The organism is Pseudomonas paralactis (assembly GCF_001439735.1).
Lineage (GTDB): Bacteria > Pseudomonadota > Gammaproteobacteria > Pseudomonadales > Pseudomonadaceae > Aquipseudomonas > Aquipseudomonas paralactis.
Window position 1 is genome coordinate 641,260 of the sequence record NZ_JYLN01000003.1, and the last position, 18,390, is coordinate 659,649.

17 protein-coding genes and 1 pseudogene are annotated in these 18,390 nt (G+C 61.0%); 14 read left to right on the top strand and 4 right to left on the bottom strand.

The window, feature by feature from the left end; genetic code table 11:
• Positions 1–52 precede the first annotated feature (52 nt).
• On the bottom strand, positions 53–1,093 hold the full coding sequence (locus TX23_RS11140) for a threonine aldolase family protein (RefSeq protein ID WP_057702203.1): 1,041 nt from the start codon (positions 1,091–1,093) through the stop codon (positions 53–55).
• 90 nt (positions 1,094–1,183) lie between these two features.
• Between TX23_RS11140 and TX23_RS11145 the strand changes: the two genes are divergently transcribed.
• The 9 genes and pseudogenes from TX23_RS11145 (at position 1,184) to fdhA (ending at position 11,115) form a co-directional block, all read left to right on the top strand.
• The gene (locus TX23_RS11145) at positions 1,184–1,912 is read left to right on the top strand and encodes a TraX family protein (protein ID WP_057702204.1); all 729 of its coding nucleotides are present in this window, start codon (positions 1,184–1,186) and stop codon (positions 1,910–1,912) included.
• 17 nt (positions 1,913–1,929) lie between these two features.
• A pseudogene (locus tag TX23_RS28760) lies at positions 1,930–2,019 on the top strand (outer membrane lipoprotein carrier protein LolA); the annotation flags it as partial.
• 151 nt (positions 2,020–2,170) lie between these two features.
• Positions 2,171–3,424 carry a serine hydroxymethyltransferase gene (gene glyA / locus TX23_RS11150; RefSeq protein ID WP_057702205.1) on the top strand — a complete coding sequence of 418 codons (1,254 nt, stop codon included), beginning with the start codon at positions 2,171–2,173 and terminating at the stop codon, positions 3,422–3,424.
• A 22-nt stretch (positions 3,425–3,446) separates the two neighbouring features.
• The gene (locus tag TX23_RS11155; protein WP_003176546.1) at positions 3,447–4,697 is read left to right on the top strand and encodes a sarcosine oxidase subunit beta; all 1,251 of its coding nucleotides are present in this window, start codon (positions 3,447–3,449) and stop codon (positions 4,695–4,697) included.
• A 15-nt stretch (positions 4,698–4,712) separates the two neighbouring features.
• Positions 4,713–5,015, top strand: a complete 303-nt coding sequence (locus TX23_RS11160; RefSeq protein ID WP_003194855.1) for a sarcosine oxidase subunit delta — start codon at positions 4,713–4,715, stop codon at positions 5,013–5,015.
• Complete coding sequence (locus tag TX23_RS11165; RefSeq protein ID WP_057702206.1) at positions 5,012–8,029, top strand: sarcosine oxidase subunit alpha; 3,018 nt, start codon at positions 5,012–5,014, stop codon at positions 8,027–8,029. The genes TX23_RS11160 and TX23_RS11165 overlap by 4 nt, the downstream gene beginning before the upstream one ends.
• A 123-nt stretch (positions 8,030–8,152) precedes the next feature.
• Positions 8,153–8,785, top strand: a complete 633-nt coding sequence (locus tag TX23_RS11170; protein WP_003194852.1) for a sarcosine oxidase subunit gamma — start codon at positions 8,153–8,155, stop codon at positions 8,783–8,785.
• An 89-nt stretch (positions 8,786–8,874) separates the two neighbouring features.
• A complete protein-coding gene (purU, locus tag TX23_RS11175; protein ID WP_057702207.1) occupies positions 8,875–9,732 on the top strand; it encodes a formyltetrahydrofolate deformylase in 858 nt (285 codons plus the stop codon).
• A 183-nt stretch (positions 9,733–9,915) separates the two neighbouring features.
• Positions 9,916–11,115, top strand: a complete 1,200-nt coding sequence (gene fdhA, locus TX23_RS11180; protein ID WP_005792122.1) for a formaldehyde dehydrogenase, glutathione-independent — start codon at positions 9,916–9,918, stop codon at positions 11,113–11,115.
• 195 nt (positions 11,116–11,310) lie between these two features.
• Here the strand turns inward: fdhA and TX23_RS11185 are convergent, their stop codons facing one another.
• Positions 11,311–11,769: an anti-sigma factor domain-containing protein gene (locus TX23_RS11185; RefSeq protein WP_057702208.1), complete on the bottom strand. Its 459-nt coding sequence runs from the start codon at positions 11,767–11,769 to the stop codon at positions 11,311–11,313.
• Positions 11,770–11,905: 136 nt separating this feature from the next.
• Between TX23_RS11185 and TX23_RS11190 the strand changes: the two genes are divergently transcribed.
• Positions 11,906–12,478 carry a DUF2780 domain-containing protein gene (locus TX23_RS11190; protein ID WP_057702209.1) on the top strand — a complete coding sequence of 191 codons (573 nt, stop codon included), beginning with the start codon at positions 11,906–11,908 and terminating at the stop codon, positions 12,476–12,478.
• Here TX23_RS11190 and TX23_RS11195 read toward each other — a convergent pair.
• A complete protein-coding gene (locus TX23_RS11195) occupies positions 12,475–13,359 on the bottom strand; it encodes an acyltransferase (RefSeq protein ID WP_057702210.1) in 885 nt (294 codons plus the stop codon). The genes TX23_RS11190 and TX23_RS11195 overlap by 4 nt on opposite strands.
• A 171-nt stretch (positions 13,360–13,530) precedes the next feature.
• Between TX23_RS11195 and rloA2 the strand changes: the two genes are divergently transcribed.
• From rloA2 to creD, 4 genes are read left to right on the top strand one after another with little or no spacing between them, the layout of a single operon-like run.
• On the top strand, positions 13,531–14,031 hold the full coding sequence (rloA2, locus tag TX23_RS11200) for a retropepsin-like aspartic peptidase RloA2 (RefSeq protein ID WP_057702211.1): 501 nt from the start codon (positions 13,531–13,533) through the stop codon (positions 14,029–14,031).
• 8 nt (positions 14,032–14,039) lie between these two features.
• Positions 14,040–14,708 carry a two-component system response regulator CreB gene (gene creB / locus TX23_RS11205; RefSeq protein ID WP_057702212.1) on the top strand — a complete coding sequence of 223 codons (669 nt, stop codon included), beginning with the start codon at positions 14,040–14,042 and terminating at the stop codon, positions 14,706–14,708.
• Entirely contained in the window at positions 14,708–16,147 is a 1,440-nt protein-coding gene (creC, locus tag TX23_RS11210; protein WP_057702213.1) for a two-component system sensor histidine kinase CreC, read from the top strand. The genes creB and creC overlap by 1 nt, the downstream gene beginning before the upstream one ends.
• A 52-nt stretch (positions 16,148–16,199) precedes the next feature.
• Positions 16,200–17,549, top strand: coding sequence for a cell envelope integrity protein CreD (gene creD / locus TX23_RS11215; protein ID WP_057702214.1), 1,350 nt, complete (start codon positions 16,200–16,202; stop codon positions 17,547–17,549).
• 186 nt (positions 17,550–17,735) lie between these two features.
• Here the strand turns inward: creD and TX23_RS11220 are convergent, their stop codons facing one another.
• The gene (locus TX23_RS11220) at positions 17,736–18,365 is read right to left on the bottom strand and encodes a glutathione S-transferase family protein (RefSeq protein ID WP_057702215.1); all 630 of its coding nucleotides are present in this window, start codon (positions 18,363–18,365) and stop codon (positions 17,736–17,738) included.
• Between the last annotated feature and the right edge of the window lie 25 nt (positions 18,366–18,390).

Consider the following 18,390-nt stretch of genomic DNA (forward strand, 5'->3'; position numbering starts at 1 on the left):
ATCAAAAAACAGACTCGGCAATCGGCCAGTACTCGCTGGCCGGATTCCCACATTAAGCCTGCATGACTTCCCTTATATCGGCGGCTAATTCTCGTACACGCTCTTCTTCTGTATCCCACGCACACATGAATCGCGCTCCACCTTTGCCGATAAAGGTATAGAAGCGCCAACCCTTGGCTGTAAGCCCGGCAATGGCTGGCTCCGAGAGTTGCAGGAAGACGCCGTTGGCCTGCACCGGGAACATCAATTCCACGCCGGGGATGTCTGCGACCAGGCTGCTGAGCAGTTGCGCGCAGTGGTTGGCATGACGTGCGTGCTTGAGCCAGGCGTCGTTTTCCAGCAAGCCTACCCATGGGGCGGAGAGGAAGCGCATTTTGGATGCCAACTGGCCAGCCTGTTTGCAGCGGTAATCGAAATCTTCGGCCAGCTTGTGGTTGAAGAACAGGATGGCTTCACCCACTGCCATGCCGTTCTTGGTGCCGCCAAAGCACAGTACGTCGACGCCGGCCTTCCAGGTCAGGTCGGCCGGTGAGCAGCCGAGGAACGCGCAGGCGTTGGAGAAGCGGGCACCGTCCATGTGCAGGTTCAGGCCCAGCTCTTTGCATGTGGCGCTGATGGCGCGAATTTCTTCCGGGGTGTACACGCTGCCGACTTCGGTGGCCTGGGTCAGGGTGACCACCCGTGGTTTGGGGTAGTGGATGTCCTGGCGCTTGAGGGCGATCTCGCGGATCGATTCCGGGGTCAGCTTGCCGTTCTCGGTGCGTGCAGTCAGCAGCTTGGAGCCGTTGGAGAAAAACTCCGGTGCGCCGCATTCGTCGGTTTCAACGTGGGCGGTTTCCGAGCAAATCACGCTATGGTAGCTCTGGCACAGCGAGGACAGCGCCAGGGAGTTGGCGGCGGTGCCGTTGAAGGCGAAAAACACTTCGCAATCGGTTTCGAACAGGTTGCGGAAACCGTCGGCGGCGCGGTGGGTCCATTCATCATCGCCGTAGGCGCGCTGATGGCCATGGTTGGCTTGCTCCATGGCGGCCCAGGCTTCCGGGCAGATGCCGGAATAGTTATCGCTGGCGAATTGTTGGCTCTTGTCAGTCATGGCCCATTCCTGTGGTCGATGTTGGTGCGCACTTTAACCAAGATTGTCAGGGGCGCGCACGCTCTGTAAATGCAAAGTCGTTGGGGAATTATGCACGGTACTCACACCTTGCCTGTCGGACGCGTCCGAGATGGCGCTTTGGACTTACTCAAGTGGCTGGCGCTGCTGAGCATGGTGCTCGATCACCTGCGCTATGTGGGGTTGAGCCTTGATGGGCTGTATGCGCCGGGGCGCCTGGCGTTCCCGTGGTTTTGCCTGGCGATTGCGGCCAATTTGCATAGGGCCCGGAATGCTGAGGTGATCGGCCACTGGCGTTACCTGGGTTGGTTGCTGCTGTTCAGCGTGATCAGCGAAGTGCCTTATCGGATGTTCATCGAAGATGCCGATACCTTGAACGTGTTGCCGACCTTGGCGCTGGGCCTGCTGGTTGCCCGAGGTTGGCAGCAGAAGACGTTGGTTGATCGAGGATTGGCGCTGATCGCCGTCACAATAGCAGCGGTATTTTCAACCCAGTTGATGTTCGGTTTCTTTGGTGTATTGCTGCCACTGGCGATGCTGCTGGTGTTTCGCCGGCCCTGGTATTTGAGTGCCCTGCCGGGTTTGGTCTGCGTCGCCGCCAATCAATGGCAGGTTCTGCTTAATAGCGGCACGCTTGTGGCGGTGTTGGGGTTGGTTGCATGTCTGGTTGCGCCCTTGGCTGGGTTGGTCTTATTGCGACATGCCAAAAACGTTTCCCCGCCCGCCATGCGCCGTTGGGCTTATGCCCTTTATCCCCTGCACTTCCTCCTGCTGTTATTCCTTCGCAAACTCCTCGCCTAACCCCTGTAGGAGCGAGCTTGCTCGCGAAAAACGTCAACGATAACGCGGGCTGCCTGATTGAACGCGGCGCCCTCAGGTTTTTCGCGAGCAAGCTCGCTCCTACAGTTTGTAGGCACCCAGTTGGCATTTGCTCAGTCCATGTCGTAAACGCACCTTTGCGTGGCGTGCGCAGGCATTTGGCCCGCACGCGCCAGCCCTACCATCGCATCAAAGGGCCCTGCGAGGGCCTCAACAATACGAAAGGCTGGGAGAGACGCGATGTTCAGCAAACAAGACCAGATCCAGGGATATGACGACGCACTGCTGGCGGCCATGAATGCCGAGGAGCAGCGTCAGGAAGATCATATCGAGCTGATCGCGTCGGAGAACTACACCAGCAAACGCGTGATGCAAGCGCAAGGCAGCGGCCTGACCAACAAATACGCCGAAGGCTACCCGGGCAAGCGCTACTACGGTGGCTGCGAGCATGTGGACAAGGTCGAGGCCCTGGCCATCGAGCGCGCCAAGCAACTGTTCGGCGCCGATTACGCCAACGTGCAGCCGCACTCCGGTTCGTCCGCCAATAGCGCGGTGTACCTGGCGCTGATCAATGCCGGCGACACCATTCTGGGCATGAGCCTGGCCCACGGCGGTCACCTGACCCACGGCGCCAAAGTGTCGTCCTCGGGCAAGCTGTATAACGCGGTGCAATACGGCATCAACACCGACACCGGCCTGATCGACTACGACGAAGTCGAGCGCCTGGCGGTTGAGCACAAGCCGAAGATGGTGGTGGCCGGTTTCTCCGCCTACTCCAAGACCCTGGATTTCCCGCGCTTCCGCCAGATCGCCGACAAGGTTGGCGCGCTGCTGTTCGTCGACATGGCCCACGTCGCCGGCCTGGTCGCCGCTGGCCTGTACCCGAACCCGCTGCCTTACGCCGACGTGGTCACCACCACCACCCACAAAACCCTGCGCGGTCCACGGGGCGGCCTGATCCTGGCCAAGGCCAACGAAGCGATTGAAAAGAAACTCAATGCTGCGGTGTTCCCCGGTGCCCAGGGCGGCCCGCTGATGCATGTGATCGCCGGCAAGGCGGTGTGCTTCAAGGAAGCGCTGGAGCCCGGCTTCAAGGCTTACCAGCAGCAAGTGATCGATAACGCCCAGGCGATGGCCGAGGTGTTCATCAAGCGTGGCTACGACGTGGTTTCCGGCGGCACCGATAACCACTTGTTCCTGGTCAGCCTGATTCGCCAGGGCCTCACCGGCAAAGATGCGGACGCCGCCCTCGGTCGCGCCCACATCACCGTCAACAAGAACGCCGTGCCGAATGACCCGCAGTCGCCGTTCGTGACCTCGGGTCTGCGCATCGGCACCCCGGCGGTGACCACCCGTGGTTTCAAGGTGCCGCAATGCATCGAGCTGGCCGGCTGGATCTGCGACATCCTCGACAACCTCGGCGACGCCGATGTCGAGGCCAATGTGGCCAAGCACGTGTCTGCCCTGTGCGCTGATTTCCCGGTTTATCGCTGAGCGCGGTTTTGGAGTAATGACTATGCAACGCTACTCAGGCTTCGGCCTCTTCAAGCACTCCCTCAGCCATCACGAAAACTGGCAAAAGATGTGGCGCACGCCGACCCCGAAAAAGGTCTACGACGTGGTCATCGTCGGCGGCGGCGGGCATGGTCTGGCGACCGCTTACTACCTGGCCAAGGAACACGGCATTACCAACGTGGCCGTGGTCGAGAAAGGCTGGCTGGGCGGCGGTAACACCGCGCGCAACACCACCATCGTGCGTTCCAACTACCTGTGGGACGAGTCGGCGCACCTGTACGAACACGCCATGAAACTCTGGGAAGGTTTGTCCCAGGACCTGAACTACAACGTGATGTTCTCCCAGCGCGGCGTGTACAACCTCTGCCACACCCTGCAGGACATCCGTGACTCCGAACGCCGCGTGAGCGCCAACCGCCTCAACGGCGTGGACGGCGAATTGCTTAACGCCCAACAGGTGGCTGACGAGATTCCCTACCTGGACTGCTCGAAAAACACCCGCTACCCCGTGCTGGGTGCCACCGTGCAACGGCGCGGCGGCGTGGCCCGTCACGATGCCGTGGCCTGGGGCTTTGCTCGCGCTGCCGACGCCTTGGGCGTGGACCTGATCCAGCAGACCGAGGTGATCGGCTTCCGCAAGGAAAACGGCGTGTGCATCGGTGTGGAAACCAACAAGGGCTTTATCGGCGCCAAGCGTGTCGGTGTGGTCACCGCCGGTAACTCCGGGCACATGGCCTCGCTGGCCGGTTTCCGCCTGCCGATCGAATCCCACCCGCTGCAAGCCCTGGTATCGGAGCCGATCAAGCCGATTATCGACAGCGTGATCATGTCCAACGCCGTGCACGGTTACATCAGCCAGTCCGACAAGGGCGACCTGGTGATCGGCGCCGGTATCGACGGCTACAACGGTTACGGCCAGCGTGGCTCGTACCCGGTGATCGAGCACACCATCCAGGCCATCGTCGAGATGTTCCCGGTGCTGTCGCGGGTGCGCATGAACCGCCAGTGGGGCGGCATCGTCGACACCACGCCGGACGCCTGCCCGATCATCTCCAAGACGCCGGTACCGAACATGTTCTTCAACTGCGGTTGGGGCACCGGTGGCTTCAAGGCCACCCCAGGCTCAGGCAACGTGTTTGCCGCCAGCCTGGCCAAGGGTGAAATGCACCCGCTGGCCGCACCTTTTTCCATCGACCGTTTCCACAACGGTGCGCTGATCGACGAACACGGCGCTGCGGCCGTCGCCCACTAACAGGAGAAATTCCCTATGTTGCATATCTTCTGTCCTCACTGTGGCGAACTGCGCTCCGAAGAGGAATTCCACGCGTCCGGCCAAGCGCACATCCCGCGCCCGCTGGACCCGAATGCCTGCACCGACGAGCAGTGGGGCGACTACATGTTCTTTCGCGATAACCCGCGCGGCCTGCACCACGAACTGTGGATCCATGCCGCCGGTTGCCGCCAGTATTTCAACGCCACCCGCGACACTGTGACCTACGAAATTCTTGAAACCTACAAGATCGGTGAGAAGCCTCAGTTCACCGCCAAGGCCTCTGGAGAGAAGGTATGAGCCAGATCAATCGCCTGTCCAACGGTGGCCGCATCGACCGTAACAAAGTCCTGACGTTTACATTCAACGGCCAAAGCTACAAAGGCTTTGAAGGCGACACTCTGGCTGCCGCCCTGCTGGCCAACGGTGTCGACATCATCGGTCGCAGTTTCAAGTATTCGCGCCCACGGGGCATCTTTGCCGCAGGCGCCGAAGAGCCGAACGCGGTGCTGCAGATCGGCGCCACCGAAGCCACGCAAATCCCTAACGTGCGCGCTACCCAACAGGCGCTGTACCAGGGCCTGGTCGCCACCAGCACCAACGGCTGGCCGAGCGTGAACAACGACATGATGGGCATTCTCGGCAAGGTCGGCGGCAAGCTGATGCCGCCGGGTTTCTACTACAAAACCTTCATGTACCCGCAATCGTTCTGGATGACCTACGAGAAGTACATCCGCAAGGCGGCGGGCCTTGGCCGTTCGCCGACCGAGAACGATCCGGACACCTACGACAACTTCAACCGTCATTGCGACGTGCTGGTGGTGGGCGCAGGCCCTGCCGGCCTCGCCGCGGCATTGGCCGCTGCGCGCAGCGGTGCTCGGGTGATCATCGCCGATGAGCAGGAAGAGTTCGGTGGTTCGCTGCTCGATTCCCGTGAAAGCCTCGACGGCAAACCGGCCACTGAATGGGTTGCCGGCGTCATTGCCGAATTGAAAGCCCTGCCGGACGTGGTGCTGCTGCCCCGCGCCACCGTCAACGGCTACCACGACCATAACTTCCTGACCATTCACGAACGCCTGACCGACCACCTGGGTGACCGTGCGCCGATTGGCGTGGTGCGCCAGCGTATCCACCGTGTGCGCGCCAAGCGTGTGGTGCTGGCCACCGGTGCGTGCGAGCGTCCGCTGGTGTACGGCAACAACGATGTGCCGGGCAATATGCTCGCGGGTGCGGTGTCTACCTACGTGCGTCGCTACGGTGTGGCACCGGGTAAAAAACTGCTGTTGTCGACCAACAACGACCATGCCTATCGCGTCGCGCTGGACTGGTTCGATGCCGGCCTCACCGTTGTCGCGGTGGCCGATGCGCGCCACAACCCACGTGGGGCGCTGGTGGAAGAAGCCCGTGCCAAAGGCATTCGTATCCTCACCGGCAGCGCCGTGATCGAAGCCCGTGGCAGCAAGCATGTGACCGGCGCTCGCGTGGCCGCGATTGATGTCAAAGCGCACAAAGTCACCAGCCCCGGCGAATGGCTGGACTGCGACCTGGTCGCCAGTTCCGGCGGCTACAGCCCGGTGGTCCACTTGGCCTCGCACCTGGGCGGCAAGCCGACCTGGCGTGAAGATATCCTCGGGTTTGTACCGGGCGAAGCACCGCAAAAACGCGTATGCGTTGGCGGTATCAACGGTGTCTACGGCCTTGGCGATTCCCTCGCCGATGGCTTTGAAGGTGGCGTGCGTGCGGCCAGCGAAGCCGGTTTTTCCCCGGTTGAAGGCACGCTGCCAAAAGCCTTGAGCCGTCTTGAAGAACCAACCCTGGCGCTGTTCCAGGTGCCCCACGAAAAAGCCACTGCACGGGCGCCAAAGCAATTTGTCGACCTGCAAAACGACGTCACCGCGGCCGCCATCGAACTGGCCACCCGCGAAGGTTTCGAGTCGGTGGAGCACGTCAAACGCTACACCGCGCTGGGCTTCGGTACTGACCAGGGCAAGCTGGGTAACGTTAACGGGCTGGCCATCGCCGCCCGTTCGCTGAACGTGACCATCCCGCAGATGGGCACCACCATGTTCCGTCCCAACTACACGCCGGTCACTTTCGGCGCCGTAGCGGGCCGTCACTGTGGGCATATTTTCGAGCCGGTGCGCTACACCGCGCTGCAAGCCTGGCACGTTAAGAACGGCGCCGAGTTTGAGGACGTCGGCCAGTGGAAACGCCCCTGGTATTTCCCGCGTAACGGTGAAGACCTGCACGCCGCCGTGAAGCGCGAATGCCTGGCGGTGCGTGACAGCGTCGGCCTGCTGGATGCCTCCACCCTCGGCAAGATCGACATTCAAGGTCCGGATGCCCGTGAGTTCCTCAATCGCATCTACAGCAACGCCTGGACCAAGCTCGATGTGGGCAAGGCGCGCTACGGCCTGATGTGCAAGGAAGACGGCATGGTGTTCGATGACGGCGTCACTGCCTGTCTGGCCGACAACCACTTCCTGATGACCACCACCACTGGCGGCGCGGCGCGCGTGTTGCAGTGGCTGGAAATCTACCAGCAGACCGAATGGCCGGACCTCAAGGTGTATTTCACCTCGGTGACCGACCATTGGGCGACCATGACCCTGTCCGGACCCAACAGCCGCAAGCTGCTCAGTGAAGTGACTGATATCGACCTGGACAAGGACGGCTTCCCGTTCATGACCTGGAAGGAAGGTCTGGTCGGCGGTGTTCCGGCGCGGGTGTTCCGTATCTCGTTTACCGGTGAGCTGTCGTATGAAGTCAACGTGCAGGCCGACTACGCTATGGGCGTGCTGGAAAAGATCGTCGAGGCCGGCAAAAAGTACAACCTGACCCCGTACGGCACCGAGACCATGCACGTCCTGCGCGCCGAGAAGGGCTTCATCATCGTCGGGCAAGACACCGACGGCTCGATGACCCCGGACGACCTGAACATGGGCTGGTGCGTTGGCCGTACCAAACCGTTCTCGTGGATCGGCTGGCGTGGGATGAATCGCGAAGACTGTGTGCGTGAAGAGCGTAAGCAACTGGTGGGCTTGAAGCCGATTGATCCAAACGTATGGCTGCCGGAAGGCGCGCAGTTGGTGTTCGATCCGAAGCAGGCTATTCCGATGAAGATGGTGGGTCACGTTACCTCAAGTTATGCGCACAACTCCCTGGGTTATTCGTTTGCCATGGGTGTGGTCAAGGGCGGCTTGAAGCGCATCGGTGAGCGGGTGTTCTCGCCGCAAGCGGATGGCAGCGTGATCGAGGCGGAGATTGTTTCATCGGTGTTCTTTGACCCTAAAGGCGATCGGCAGAACATCTGATAGACCGAGTCGCGGCCATCGCAGGCAAGCCAGCTCCCACAGGGGAATGCATTCCAAGTGTGGGAGGGGGCTTGCCCCCGATGAGGCCAGAACAGTCACCCCAGAATTCAGAACAGGTGCTTTATGACAGCAGCCAATGTTTACCAACAACGCCCCACCACCGGTGCCAAAGCCGAGTCGTCGCTGCATCATGCCGACCTCGCCAGCCTGGTCGGCAAGGGCCGCAAGAATGCCGGCGTGACCGTGCGTGAAAAGAAACTCCTCGGCCACCTGACTATCCGCGGTGATGGCCATGATGCTGCCTTCGCTGCTGGTGTACACAAGGCCGTCGGCATTGAACTGCCCGGCCCGCTGAGCGTGGTCTTCAAAGGTGAAACCAGCCTTCAGTGGCTCGGCCCGGATGAGTGGCTGTTGATCGTGCCGAGCGGTGAAGAGTTTGCCGCCGAGCAAAACCTGCGCGCCGCCCTGGGCGACCTGCACATCCAGATCGTCAACGTCAGCGGCGGCCAGCAGATTCTTGAACTGAGCGGCCCTAACGTGCGCGATGTGCTGATGAAGTCCACCAGCTACGACGTACACCCCAACAACTTCCCGGTGGGCAAAGCCGTGGGTACGGTGTTCGCCAAGTCGCAACTGGTGATCCGTCACACGGCTGAAGACACCTGGGAACTGCTGATCCGCCGCAGCTTCTCGGATTACTGGTGGTTGTGGTTGCAGGATGCCTCGGCCGAATTCGGCCTGAGCGTCCAAGCCTGACATGGCGCTCGCGCTGTCTCACCCCTTCACTGTAGGAGCGAGCAAGCTCGCTCCTACAGTAGATAGCGTTGTTTGAGGAGTTATTCGTAATGAGCCGCGCCCCTGATACATGGATTTTGACCGCCGACTGCCCCAGCGTGCTCGGCACGGTGGACGCGGTCACCCGCTACCTGTTTGAGCAAGGCTGCTACGTCACCGAGCACCACTCGTTTGATGATCGTCTCTCGGGCCGCTTTTTCATTCGTGTTGAGTTCCGTCAGCCTGACGGCTTTGACGAGCAGGCGTTCCGCGATGGCCTGGCCAGCCGTGGTGAAGCCTTCGGCATGATCTTTGAGCTGACCGCGCCGAACTACCGGCCCAAAGTGGTGATCATGGTCTCCAAGGCCGATCACTGCCTCAACGACCTGCTGTATCGCCAGCGCATCGGCCAGTTGTCGATGGACGTGGTTGCGGTGGTGTCCAACCACCCTGATTTGAAACCCTTGGCCGACTGGCACCAGATTCCCTACTACCATTTCCCGCTGGACCCCAACGACAAACCGTCCCAGGAGCGTCAGGTGTGGCAAGTGGTGGAAGACACCGGCGCCGAACTGGTGATTCTTGCGCGCTACATGCAGGTGCTGTCGCCGGAGCTGTGCCGCAAGCTGGATGGCAAGGCCATCAATATTCATCACTCGTTGTTGCCGGGCTTCAAGGGCGCCAAGCCCTACCATCAGGCCTACAACAAGGGCGTGAAACTGGTCGGCGCGACGGCGCATTACATCAACAACGATTTGGATGAAGGGCCGATCATCGCCCAGGGTGTGGAGGTGGTGGATCACAGCCACTATCCCGAGGATTTGATTGCCAAGGGGCGCGATATTGAAGGGCTCACGTTGGCGCGTGCGGTGGGGTATCACATCGAGCGGCGGGTGTTTTTGAATGCCAATCGCACCGTCGTTCTCTAGATCGCTATCGCAGGCAAGCCAGCTCCCACATTCCTGGATGTGTGAACCCGATCCACGGTGGGAGCTGGCTTGCCTGCGATGAGGCCCTTACAAGCAACACAAGAAACAGCATCTGTACCCGAGCACTTAACGCGCTGCCCCAAGGGCAACGCAGTTCCATAAAAACAACAGCGAGGTGAAAGCATGTCTGGTAATCGTGGTGTCGTGTATCTCGGCAACGGCAAGGTCGAAGTACAGAAAATCGACTATCCCAAAATGCAGGACCCGCGCGGCAGGAAGATTGAGCACGGCGTCATCCTGCGCGTGGTCTCCACCAACATCTGCGGCTCCGATCAACACATGGTGCGCGGCCGCACCACGGCCCAGACCGGCCTGGTGCTGGGGCATGAAATCACCGGTGAAGTGATCGAGAAGGGCAGCGACGTCGAGAACCTGAAAATCGGCGATCTGGTCTCCGTGCCGTTCAACGTTGCTTGCGGGCGCTGCCGCTCGTGCAAGGAACAACACACCGGCGTGTGCCTGACCGTCAACCCGGCCCGTGCCGGTGGTGCCTACGGCTACGTCGACATGGGCGACTGGACCGGTGGCCAGGCCGAGTACGTGCTGGTGCCGTATGCCGACTTCAACCTGCTCAAACTGCCGGATCGCGACAAGGCCATGGAGAAAATCCGTGACCTGACCTGCCTCTCTGACATCCTGCCCACCGGCTATCACGGCGCCGTCACGGCCGGTGTTGGCCCTGGCAGCACCGTGTACATCGCTGGTGCCGGCCCGGTCGGTCTGGCGGCGGCGGCATCGGCACGCCTGCTGGGTGCAGCGGTGGTGATCATTGGCGACGTTAACTCGATCCGTCTGGCCCACGCCAAGGCCCAGGGTTTTGAAATCGTCGACCTGTCCACCGATACACCTCTGCACGAACAGATTGCCGCGTTGCTCGGCGAGCCGGAAGTGGACTGCGCCGTTGACTGCGTGGGCTTTGAAGCACGCGGCCACGGCCACGACGGCGTCAAGGCCGAAGCCCCGGCCACGGTGCTCAACTCGCTGATGGGCGTGGTGCGCGTGGCAGGCAAGATCGGTATCCCAGGTCTGTATGTGACCGAAGATCCAGGTGCTGTCGATGCCGCCGCGAAAATGGGCAGCCTGAGCATTCGCTTTGGTCTGGGCTGGGCAAAATCCCACAGCTTCCATACCGGGCAGACGCCGGTGATGAAGTACAACCGCCAACTGATGCAGGCGATCATGTGGGACCGTATCAACATTGCCGAGATCGTCGGCGTGCAGGTGATCAGCCTGGATGATGCGCCACGTGGGTATGGCGAGTTCGATGCGGGTGTGCCGAAGAAGTTTGTGATTGATCCGCATAAGTTGTTCAGCGCCGCATAAGCATTGGCCAAATGAAAAGGGCGACCCATGGGTCGCCCTTATTCGTTGCCTGGAGCCAATTTTCAACGCACTGATGAGCGGATGTGGGAGCGGGCTTGCCCGCGATAGCGGCTAATCAGTCGACATCTATGTCGCTGACCCACCGCAATCGCGGGCAAGCCCGCTCCCACAGTTTGAATCGAGTGTGCGGCCGGGTCAGCGAGTGGCCAATGCACCTTGGTAGACGGTCGGGCCTGTTGGCTGCTTGCTCACCGAACCACCCTTGGTTTCAGAACTTACCATCAACTCCACGGGCTGTTTGATCGTTTCCTGTTGGCGCGGATTCAGGCCAATGATGCCTTTGCCATCCTCGGGCAACAGGCCAAGGGACACCGGTGCGCCGCCTTTGGGAATCGCCCAGAGTTCAAGGCTTTGGTCCGGTGCCGGGGCCGTGGAGGCAATCGGTTCTACTTCCAGGTAATCCTTGTGGGCCATGATCTGTGCGGCCGGCTGCTGGGTCGTGGTCACCAAGGTTGCCGCGGATTTGACGCTGTCCTGGGTGTAGAGGGCGCCGCCGATACCGGCGACCACCACCACACAGGCGCCGATGAACAGGCGAGGGCGGCTCCAGAATGGAGGCTTTTGCTCAATCACTTGGGGTTGGATCGCAGTCATCAGTCTCTTCCTGACAAATTTTGTAGTCAGTGCATGGACCCGATTATCCCGATTGGGTTCCGGGCAGGGCCTGGAACAACCGACGGGTTACCTAGTCCAACGCCTGCTATTGCATCTATCTCTTGAGGTTGTACTGATGAAAATTTCACGCGGTTTGGCCCTTTCCTGCCTGCTGTCCGTGGTCGCCGGCCCGGTGTTCGCCGCAGGTTTCAGCCTTGGCGATGCAGCCAACGCCATTTCCGGTATGCAGGGCGGCAATAACAAGGCCGCTGCCGCCGCTCCTACGTCGGAGACGGCCGACCTGCTGACGGCCCTGACCTCGCAACTGAACATCACCCCCGAGCAAGCGGTGGGCGGCACGGGTGCCATGCTGGGTCTGGCCAAGAACAAGCTCAGTGGCAACGACTTCTCGCAGTTGAGTAGCACTGTGCCGGGCCTGGACAAGTTATCGGGTAATAACGCATTGGGCAGCCTTGGTGCCTTGAGCGGTATGCTCGGCCAAGCCGGCGGCAGCAAGACCAGCGGCCTGGACGGCCTGTTGGGCAACGTGAAAAGCACCAATGACTTGAACACCGCCTTCAGCGCCTTGGGCATGGACAGCGGTATGGTCGGCCAGTTTGCGCCGGTGATCCTGAAATACCTCGGCGGCGAGGGCGCCAGCAGTTCCGTGCTGGGCAAATTGGCTCAGGCCTGGGGCACCGGCAGCTAAGGTTCTCGGCGCAGTTGTTCGATGCGCGCATCCTTTTCCATCCAGAGCTGGTTGACCCAGTTCTGGACGGTCTGGCGAAATGCAGGATCGTTCTCGTAATCCCCTTGCCACAACGCCGGGTCCAGTTCGCGGGTACGGATATCCACGATCACCTTCGGCACCGCTCCACTGATCAAGTCCCAGAACCCCGGAATCTTTTGCTGCGGATACACCACGGTCACGTCGAGGATCGCGTCCAGTTGTTCGCCCATCGCAGCCAGCACAAATGCCACGCCGCCCGCCTTGGGCTTGAGCAGTCGGGTAAACGGTGAAGCCTGTTGCTTGCGCTTGGCCTCACTGAACCGGGTGCCTTCCAGGTAATTGACCACCGTCACCGGCTGGCGCTTGAACAGCTCGCAGGCCTCTTTGGTGATTCTCAGGTCTTGCCCAGCCAGTTCCGGATGCTTGGCCAGGAATGCCTTGGTGTAGCGCTTCATGAAGGGATAATCCAACGCCCACCAGGCCAGGCCGAGGAAAGGCACCCAGATCAGCTCTTTTTTCAGGAAGAATTTGAAGAACGGCGTGCGCCGGTTCAGCGCCTGGATCAGCGCCGGGATATCCACCCAGGATTGATGGTTACTGATGACGAGGTAGGAGGTGTCACTGCGCAGGTCCTCACCGCCGCGAATATCCCATTGGGTTGGAATGCACAGCGAGAAAATCAGCTTATCGATCTCGGCCCAGGTCTCGGCGATCCACATTACCGCCCAGGACGCATAGTCACGCGAGCGGCCCGGTGCCACCAGCTTGATCAGGGCGAAGACCATCAAGGGGCCGATCAGGATCAGCGTGTTGAGTAACAGCAGCAGTGTAACCAAACAGCCGGTGAGCAGGCGGCGCATAAGCAACTCTTGGAATTTTGTGGGCGGGCCATCATAAGCAAGGAGAGTCTAGAGGCCAAATCGCAAAATGCCCCACGAATGTTTCACAATGTGCGCGATATGCTCGGTCATCCAACTAAGTGCCGTGTTTGCGGTCTAGACTCCGCCCACATCTTTCGAGGAAATTGTGCCGTGAAATTACTCCTTGCTGCGTTCGCTCTGGTTGCCGTCCCTGTCATGGCGGCCGAGCCCACGCTCTACGGTCGCTACGAATACATCCAGCTGCCGGAGATCGGCGAAACCTTCAAGGCCAAGATGGACACCGGCGCGCTGACCGCCTCGCTGTCGGCCCGCGATATCGAAACCTTCACCCGTGATGGCGACGATTGGGTGCGCTTCCGCCTCGGCGGCAAGGATGCCGGCAACAAGGTCTACGAGCACAAGGTATCGCGCATCAGCAAGATCAAGAGCCGCGCCGATGAGGACGATGACAAGGACGAACCTGCGGTGGCCAAGCGCCCGGTGATCGATCTGGAGATGTGCCTGGGCGACGTCAAACGCACCGTCGAGGTCAACCTCACCGACCGCAGCAGCTTCAACTACCCGCTGCTGATCGGCGCCAAGGCCCTGCGTGAATTTGGCGCTGCGGTAAACCCGGCACGTCGCTACACTGCCGACAAACCGGACTGCTGATTGAACCCATGCCGCACATCCTGATTGTCGAAGACGAAGCGGCGATAGCCGACACGCTGATCTTTGCCCTGCAAGGCGAGGGCTTTACCACCACCTGGCTGACCCTCGGCCAGGCGGCGCTGGACCATCAGCGCCAGGCCCCGGCCGACCTGATCATCCTCGACATCGGCCTGCCGGACATCACCGGCTTTGAAACCTGCAAGCAATTGCGCCGCTTCAGCGAAGTGCCGGTGATGTTCCTCAGCGCACGGGATGCGGAGATCGACCGGGTGGTGGGGCTGGAGATCGGTGCTGACGATTATGTGGTCAAGCCTTTCAGCCCTCGGGAAGTGGCGGCGCGGGTGCGGGCGATACTCAAGCGTGTTGGCCCGGGTGTGGCGCCGACGTTGTTTCAGGTCGATCTGGAGCGTATGCAGATCACCTATCGCGGGCAGCCCTTGAGCCTCACGCGCCATGAGTTCCGCCTGCTGCAAAGCCTGTTGGACCAACCCGAGCGCGTGTTCAGCCGCGAGCAATTGCTGGACGCGGTCGGTGTGCCCGCCGATGCCGGTTATGAGCGCAATATCGACAGCCACATCAAAAGCCTGCGCAGCAAACTGCGTAGCGTGGCGGCGCAGGCCGAGCCGATCCAGACCCATCGCGGCCTGGGCTACAGCTACAGCCCGAGCCACAGCTGATGCGCCTGGGGCTGCGAATTTTTCTGGTGTATGCGCTGTTTATCGGCCTGACCGGCTACTTCGTGCTCAACACGGTGATGAAGGAAATCCGCCCCGGCGTGCGCCAGTCCACCGAAGAAACTTTGGTGGACACCGCCAACCTGCTGGCTGAAATCCTGCGCGCAGACGTTAAAAACGGCACCCTCGGCCAGAGCCATTGGCCGGCGCTGCTCAAGGCTTACGGCAACCGTCAGCCGGGTGCGGTGATCTGGGGCTTGCCGAAAAACCAGGTCAACCATCGCATCTACGTGACCGACGCCACAGGCCGGGTATTGCTCGATTCCAGCGGTGAAGCAGTCGGTCAGGACTATTCGAAATGGAACGACGTGTACCTGACCCTTCGCGGCGAATACGGTGCGCGCTCCACCCGCAGCGATGCAGACGACCCCACCTCATCGGTGATGCACGTGGGGGCGCCAATTCGCGACAACGGCCAGATCATCGGCGTGGTCACCGTGGCCAAGCCCAATAGCTCGTTGCAGCCCTACGTGGATCGCACCGAGCGGCGCCTGCTGTGGTACGGCGCCGGGCTGGTCACCCTGGGGCTGCTGCTGGGCGCGCTATTGTCGTGGTGGCTGACGGCGGCCCTCAGACGCCTTACCGCCTATGCCGAAGCCGTGAGCGAGGGCCGCCGCGCCGAGTTGCCGCATTATCGCGGCGGCGAACTCAAGCAGTTATCCACTGCAGTGGAGCACATGCGCACGCAGCTGGAGGGCAAGGCTTACGTGGAGCGCTACGTGCATACGCTGACCCATGAATTGAAGAGCCCGCTGGCGGCGATTCGGGGAGCGGCGGAGCTGTTGCAGGGCGACATGAGCCGTGAGCAGCAGCAGCGGTTTGTCGGCAATATCGACAGCGAAAGCGCGCGCCTGCAACAGTTGATCGAGCGCCTGTTGAACCTGGCCCAGGTTGAGCAACGTCAGGGGCTGGAAGAGCAGTCGAATATTCCTTTGGCAACGCTGGTTGAAGATGTGCTGAAGGCTCAATGTGCACGAATCGAAGGCGCCGGCTTGCAGGTGGAGCAGTCCATTGCTGGCGATGTGAAGGTGTTTGGCGAACCCTTCCTGTTGCGCCAGGCCCTGGGCAATCTGCTGGACAACGCGCTGGATTTCACCCCGCCCGGCGGCACCCTGCGGTTTAGCGCCCAGGTGCAGCATCACGATGTGCAGGTCAGCCTGTTTAACCAGGCCACGGCGATTCCCGATTACGCCTTGCCGCGCCTGAGCGAGCGGTTCTACTCGCTGCCACGTCCGGCCAGCGGGCGCAAAAGTACGGGCCTGGGGCTCAACTTTGTCGAGGAGGTGATGAAGCTGCACGGCGGCTCGTTGCAGATCGGCAACGTACCGGGCGGCGTGCAGGCGGTGCTGCATCTCCACACAGTCTCCACATTGCCCACATAAATCCCCCATACCGGCTGGGCAGACTCTCTGGCATTCAAACAGGGAGAGACCCATGAACCGCAGCCTGCTTTTCAAACTTGGCGCGATTGCGCTGCTGGTCCTGCTGTTGCTGATTCCGTTGCTGATGATCAACGGCATCATCAGCGACCGCCAGCAGCTGCGCGACGGCGTATTGATGGACATTGCCCGCAGCTCAAGCTTCGCCCAGCGCCTTACCGGGCCGGTGATGGTGGTGCCGTTTCGCAAGACGGTGCGCGAGTGGAAGCTCAATGAAAAACTCAACAAGCGCTACGAAGAAACCCGTGAAGAGCGTGGCCGTTTGTATTTCCTGCCGGAGCGTTTCGAGCTCGACGGCAAGGTGCAAACCGAACTGCGTGCGCGTGGCATTTACCAGGCGCGGCTGTTCCATGCCGACAACCGTATCAACGGGCGTTTCGAGTTGCCGGCGCAGTTGGGGATCACCGAGGACTTTGCCGACTACCGCTTTGAACCCGCGTTTCTGGCGGTAGGCATCAGCGATATTCGCGGTATTGAAAACGCGTTGAAGCTGGAGCTGGGCGATCAGCGCCTGGAGTTCTCGCCGGGTTCGCAAGTGGACTGGCTGGGTGAGGGCGTGCATGTGACGTTGCCTGCGCAAGACGGCAAGAAAGCTGCCGTGCTGGACTTTGCCTTCGATCTGCGCCTGCAAGGCACCGAACAACTGCAAGTGGTGCCGGTGGGCAAGACCAGCCAGGTGTCGCTGGCGTCCAACTGGCCGCACCCGAGTTTTATCGGCAACTTCCTGCCGGCTCAACGTGAAGTCAATGACCAGGGTTTCAGTGCCAACTGGCAGACCTCATTCTTTTCCACCAACCTTGAACAAGCGCTGCAAAGCTGCCTGGACCGCCAGGGGTGCGAAGACTTCAACAACCGCAGCTTTGGCGTGAACTTCATCGACCCGGTGGACCAGTACCTCAAGAGCGACCGTGCGATCAAATACGCGCTGTTGTTTATCGCGCTGACCTTCGCTGGTTTCTTCCTGTTCGAAGTGCTCAAGAGCCTGGCGGTGCACCCGATTCAGTACGCATTGGTGGGCGTGGCTCTGGCGTTTTTCTACCTGCTGTTGTTGTCGTTGTCCGAGCATCTGGGCTTTGCCCTGGCGTACCTGATATCTGCCAGTGCCTGTGTGTTGTTGATCGGTTTTTACGTGTGCCATGTGCTGCGCAGCATCGCCCACGGCCTGGGGTTTTCGGCAGGGTTGGCGGCGTTGTATGGCTTGCTGTACGGATTGCTCAGTGCCGAGGATTACGCACTGTTGATGGGCTCGCTGTTGCTGTTTGGCCTGCTGGGTACAGTGATGGTGCTGACGCGCAAGCTGGATTGGTATGGGGTGGGTAAGCGCAAGGTGGAGCAAGTGCAATGATTGGGTTGCGCGAGGATCAGCAAGCGGGGGCGCAGTTGGCCTTAAGGATCGCCACCTTCCTCAATGCCACCACCGTCCCCTGTGGGAGCGGGCTTGCCCGCGATAGAGGTGGTTCAGAAGCAGATGTACTGAATGACACGCCGCAATCGCGGGCAAGCCCGCTCCCACAGGGGGTAGGTATGCATGTCAGGCGGGCGGCTGGGTCTGCTGCATCGAAGGCCGCTGGCTGACCTCGGCGTACCAGGCGGCGAGCTTGGGGTTGTCCGAGCGCCATTGCAGATCCGGGTGGCGGAAGTCGAGGTAGCCCAGGGCGCAGGCGACGCTGATCGATGCGATATCGAAGTGGCTGGCCAGTTCGGCGATGGCGTCCTGTTCCAGTTCGGCAAGGGCGCGACGGATCTTGTTGCGCTGCTCGTCCAGCCACTGGTCCCAGTGTTTTTCCACCGGACGCATGGCGGTCTCGTAACGTACAAGCACGGCGGCATCCATGATGCCGTCGGCCATCGAAGCCAGGGTCAGGCGCCGCCAGCGCGCCGACCCATCGCGAGGGATCAGCGGGTTGCCGACGTGCTGGTGGTCGAAGTAATCGAGGATCACCCGGCTGTCGTGCAGGACCGAACCGTCGGCCAGGCGCAGGGCCGGAATCTTGCCCACGGGGTTGCCTTGCAGCACTTCGGCATCCGGGGTGACCGGAGTGGGCAGGCACGCGTGCAGGGCCACACGATCCTGCTGGCCGGTCTCAATCAGCAGCACGCGCACTTTACGCACGAAGGGCGAGGCGGGGTTGTGGAACAAGGTCATGCTGGGGGCGGACATGGGCATTCCTCGAAATGGACTGGGG

Coding starts and splice junctions, on each gene's coding strand:
- TX23_RS11140 (WP_057702203.1), bottom strand. CDS start 1,093: ATGACTGACAAGAGCCAACAATTCGCCAGCGATAACTATTCCGGCATC.
- TX23_RS11145 (WP_057702204.1), top strand. CDS start 1,184: ATGCACGGTACTCACACCTTGCCTGTCGGACGCGTCCGAGATGGCGCT.
- glyA (WP_057702205.1), top strand. CDS start 2,171: ATGTTCAGCAAACAAGACCAGATCCAGGGATATGACGACGCACTGCTG.
- TX23_RS11155 (WP_003176546.1), top strand. CDS start 3,447: ATGCAACGCTACTCAGGCTTCGGCCTCTTCAAGCACTCCCTCAGCCAT.
- TX23_RS11160 (WP_003194855.1), top strand. CDS start 4,713: ATGTTGCATATCTTCTGTCCTCACTGTGGCGAACTGCGCTCCGAAGAG.
- TX23_RS11165 (WP_057702206.1), top strand. CDS start 5,012: ATGAGCCAGATCAATCGCCTGTCCAACGGTGGCCGCATCGACCGTAAC.
- TX23_RS11170 (WP_003194852.1), top strand. CDS start 8,153: ATGACAGCAGCCAATGTTTACCAACAACGCCCCACCACCGGTGCCAAA.
- purU (WP_057702207.1), top strand. CDS start 8,875: ATGAGCCGCGCCCCTGATACATGGATTTTGACCGCCGACTGCCCCAGC.
- fdhA (WP_005792122.1), top strand. CDS start 9,916: ATGTCTGGTAATCGTGGTGTCGTGTATCTCGGCAACGGCAAGGTCGAA.
- TX23_RS11185 (WP_057702208.1), bottom strand. CDS start 11,769: ATGACTGCGATCCAACCCCAAGTGATTGAGCAAAAGCCTCCATTCTGG.
- TX23_RS11190 (WP_057702209.1), top strand. CDS start 11,906: ATGAAAATTTCACGCGGTTTGGCCCTTTCCTGCCTGCTGTCCGTGGTC.
- TX23_RS11195 (WP_057702210.1), bottom strand. CDS start 13,359: ATGCGCCGCCTGCTCACCGGCTGTTTGGTTACACTGCTGCTGTTACTC.
- creB (WP_057702212.1), top strand. CDS start 14,040: ATGCCGCACATCCTGATTGTCGAAGACGAAGCGGCGATAGCCGACACG.
- creC (WP_057702213.1), top strand. CDS start 14,708: ATGCGCCTGGGGCTGCGAATTTTTCTGGTGTATGCGCTGTTTATCGGC.
- creD (WP_057702214.1), top strand. CDS start 16,200: ATGAACCGCAGCCTGCTTTTCAAACTTGGCGCGATTGCGCTGCTGGTC.
- TX23_RS11220 (WP_057702215.1), bottom strand. CDS start 18,365: ATGTCCGCCCCCAGCATGACCTTGTTCCACAACCCCGCCTCGCCCTTC.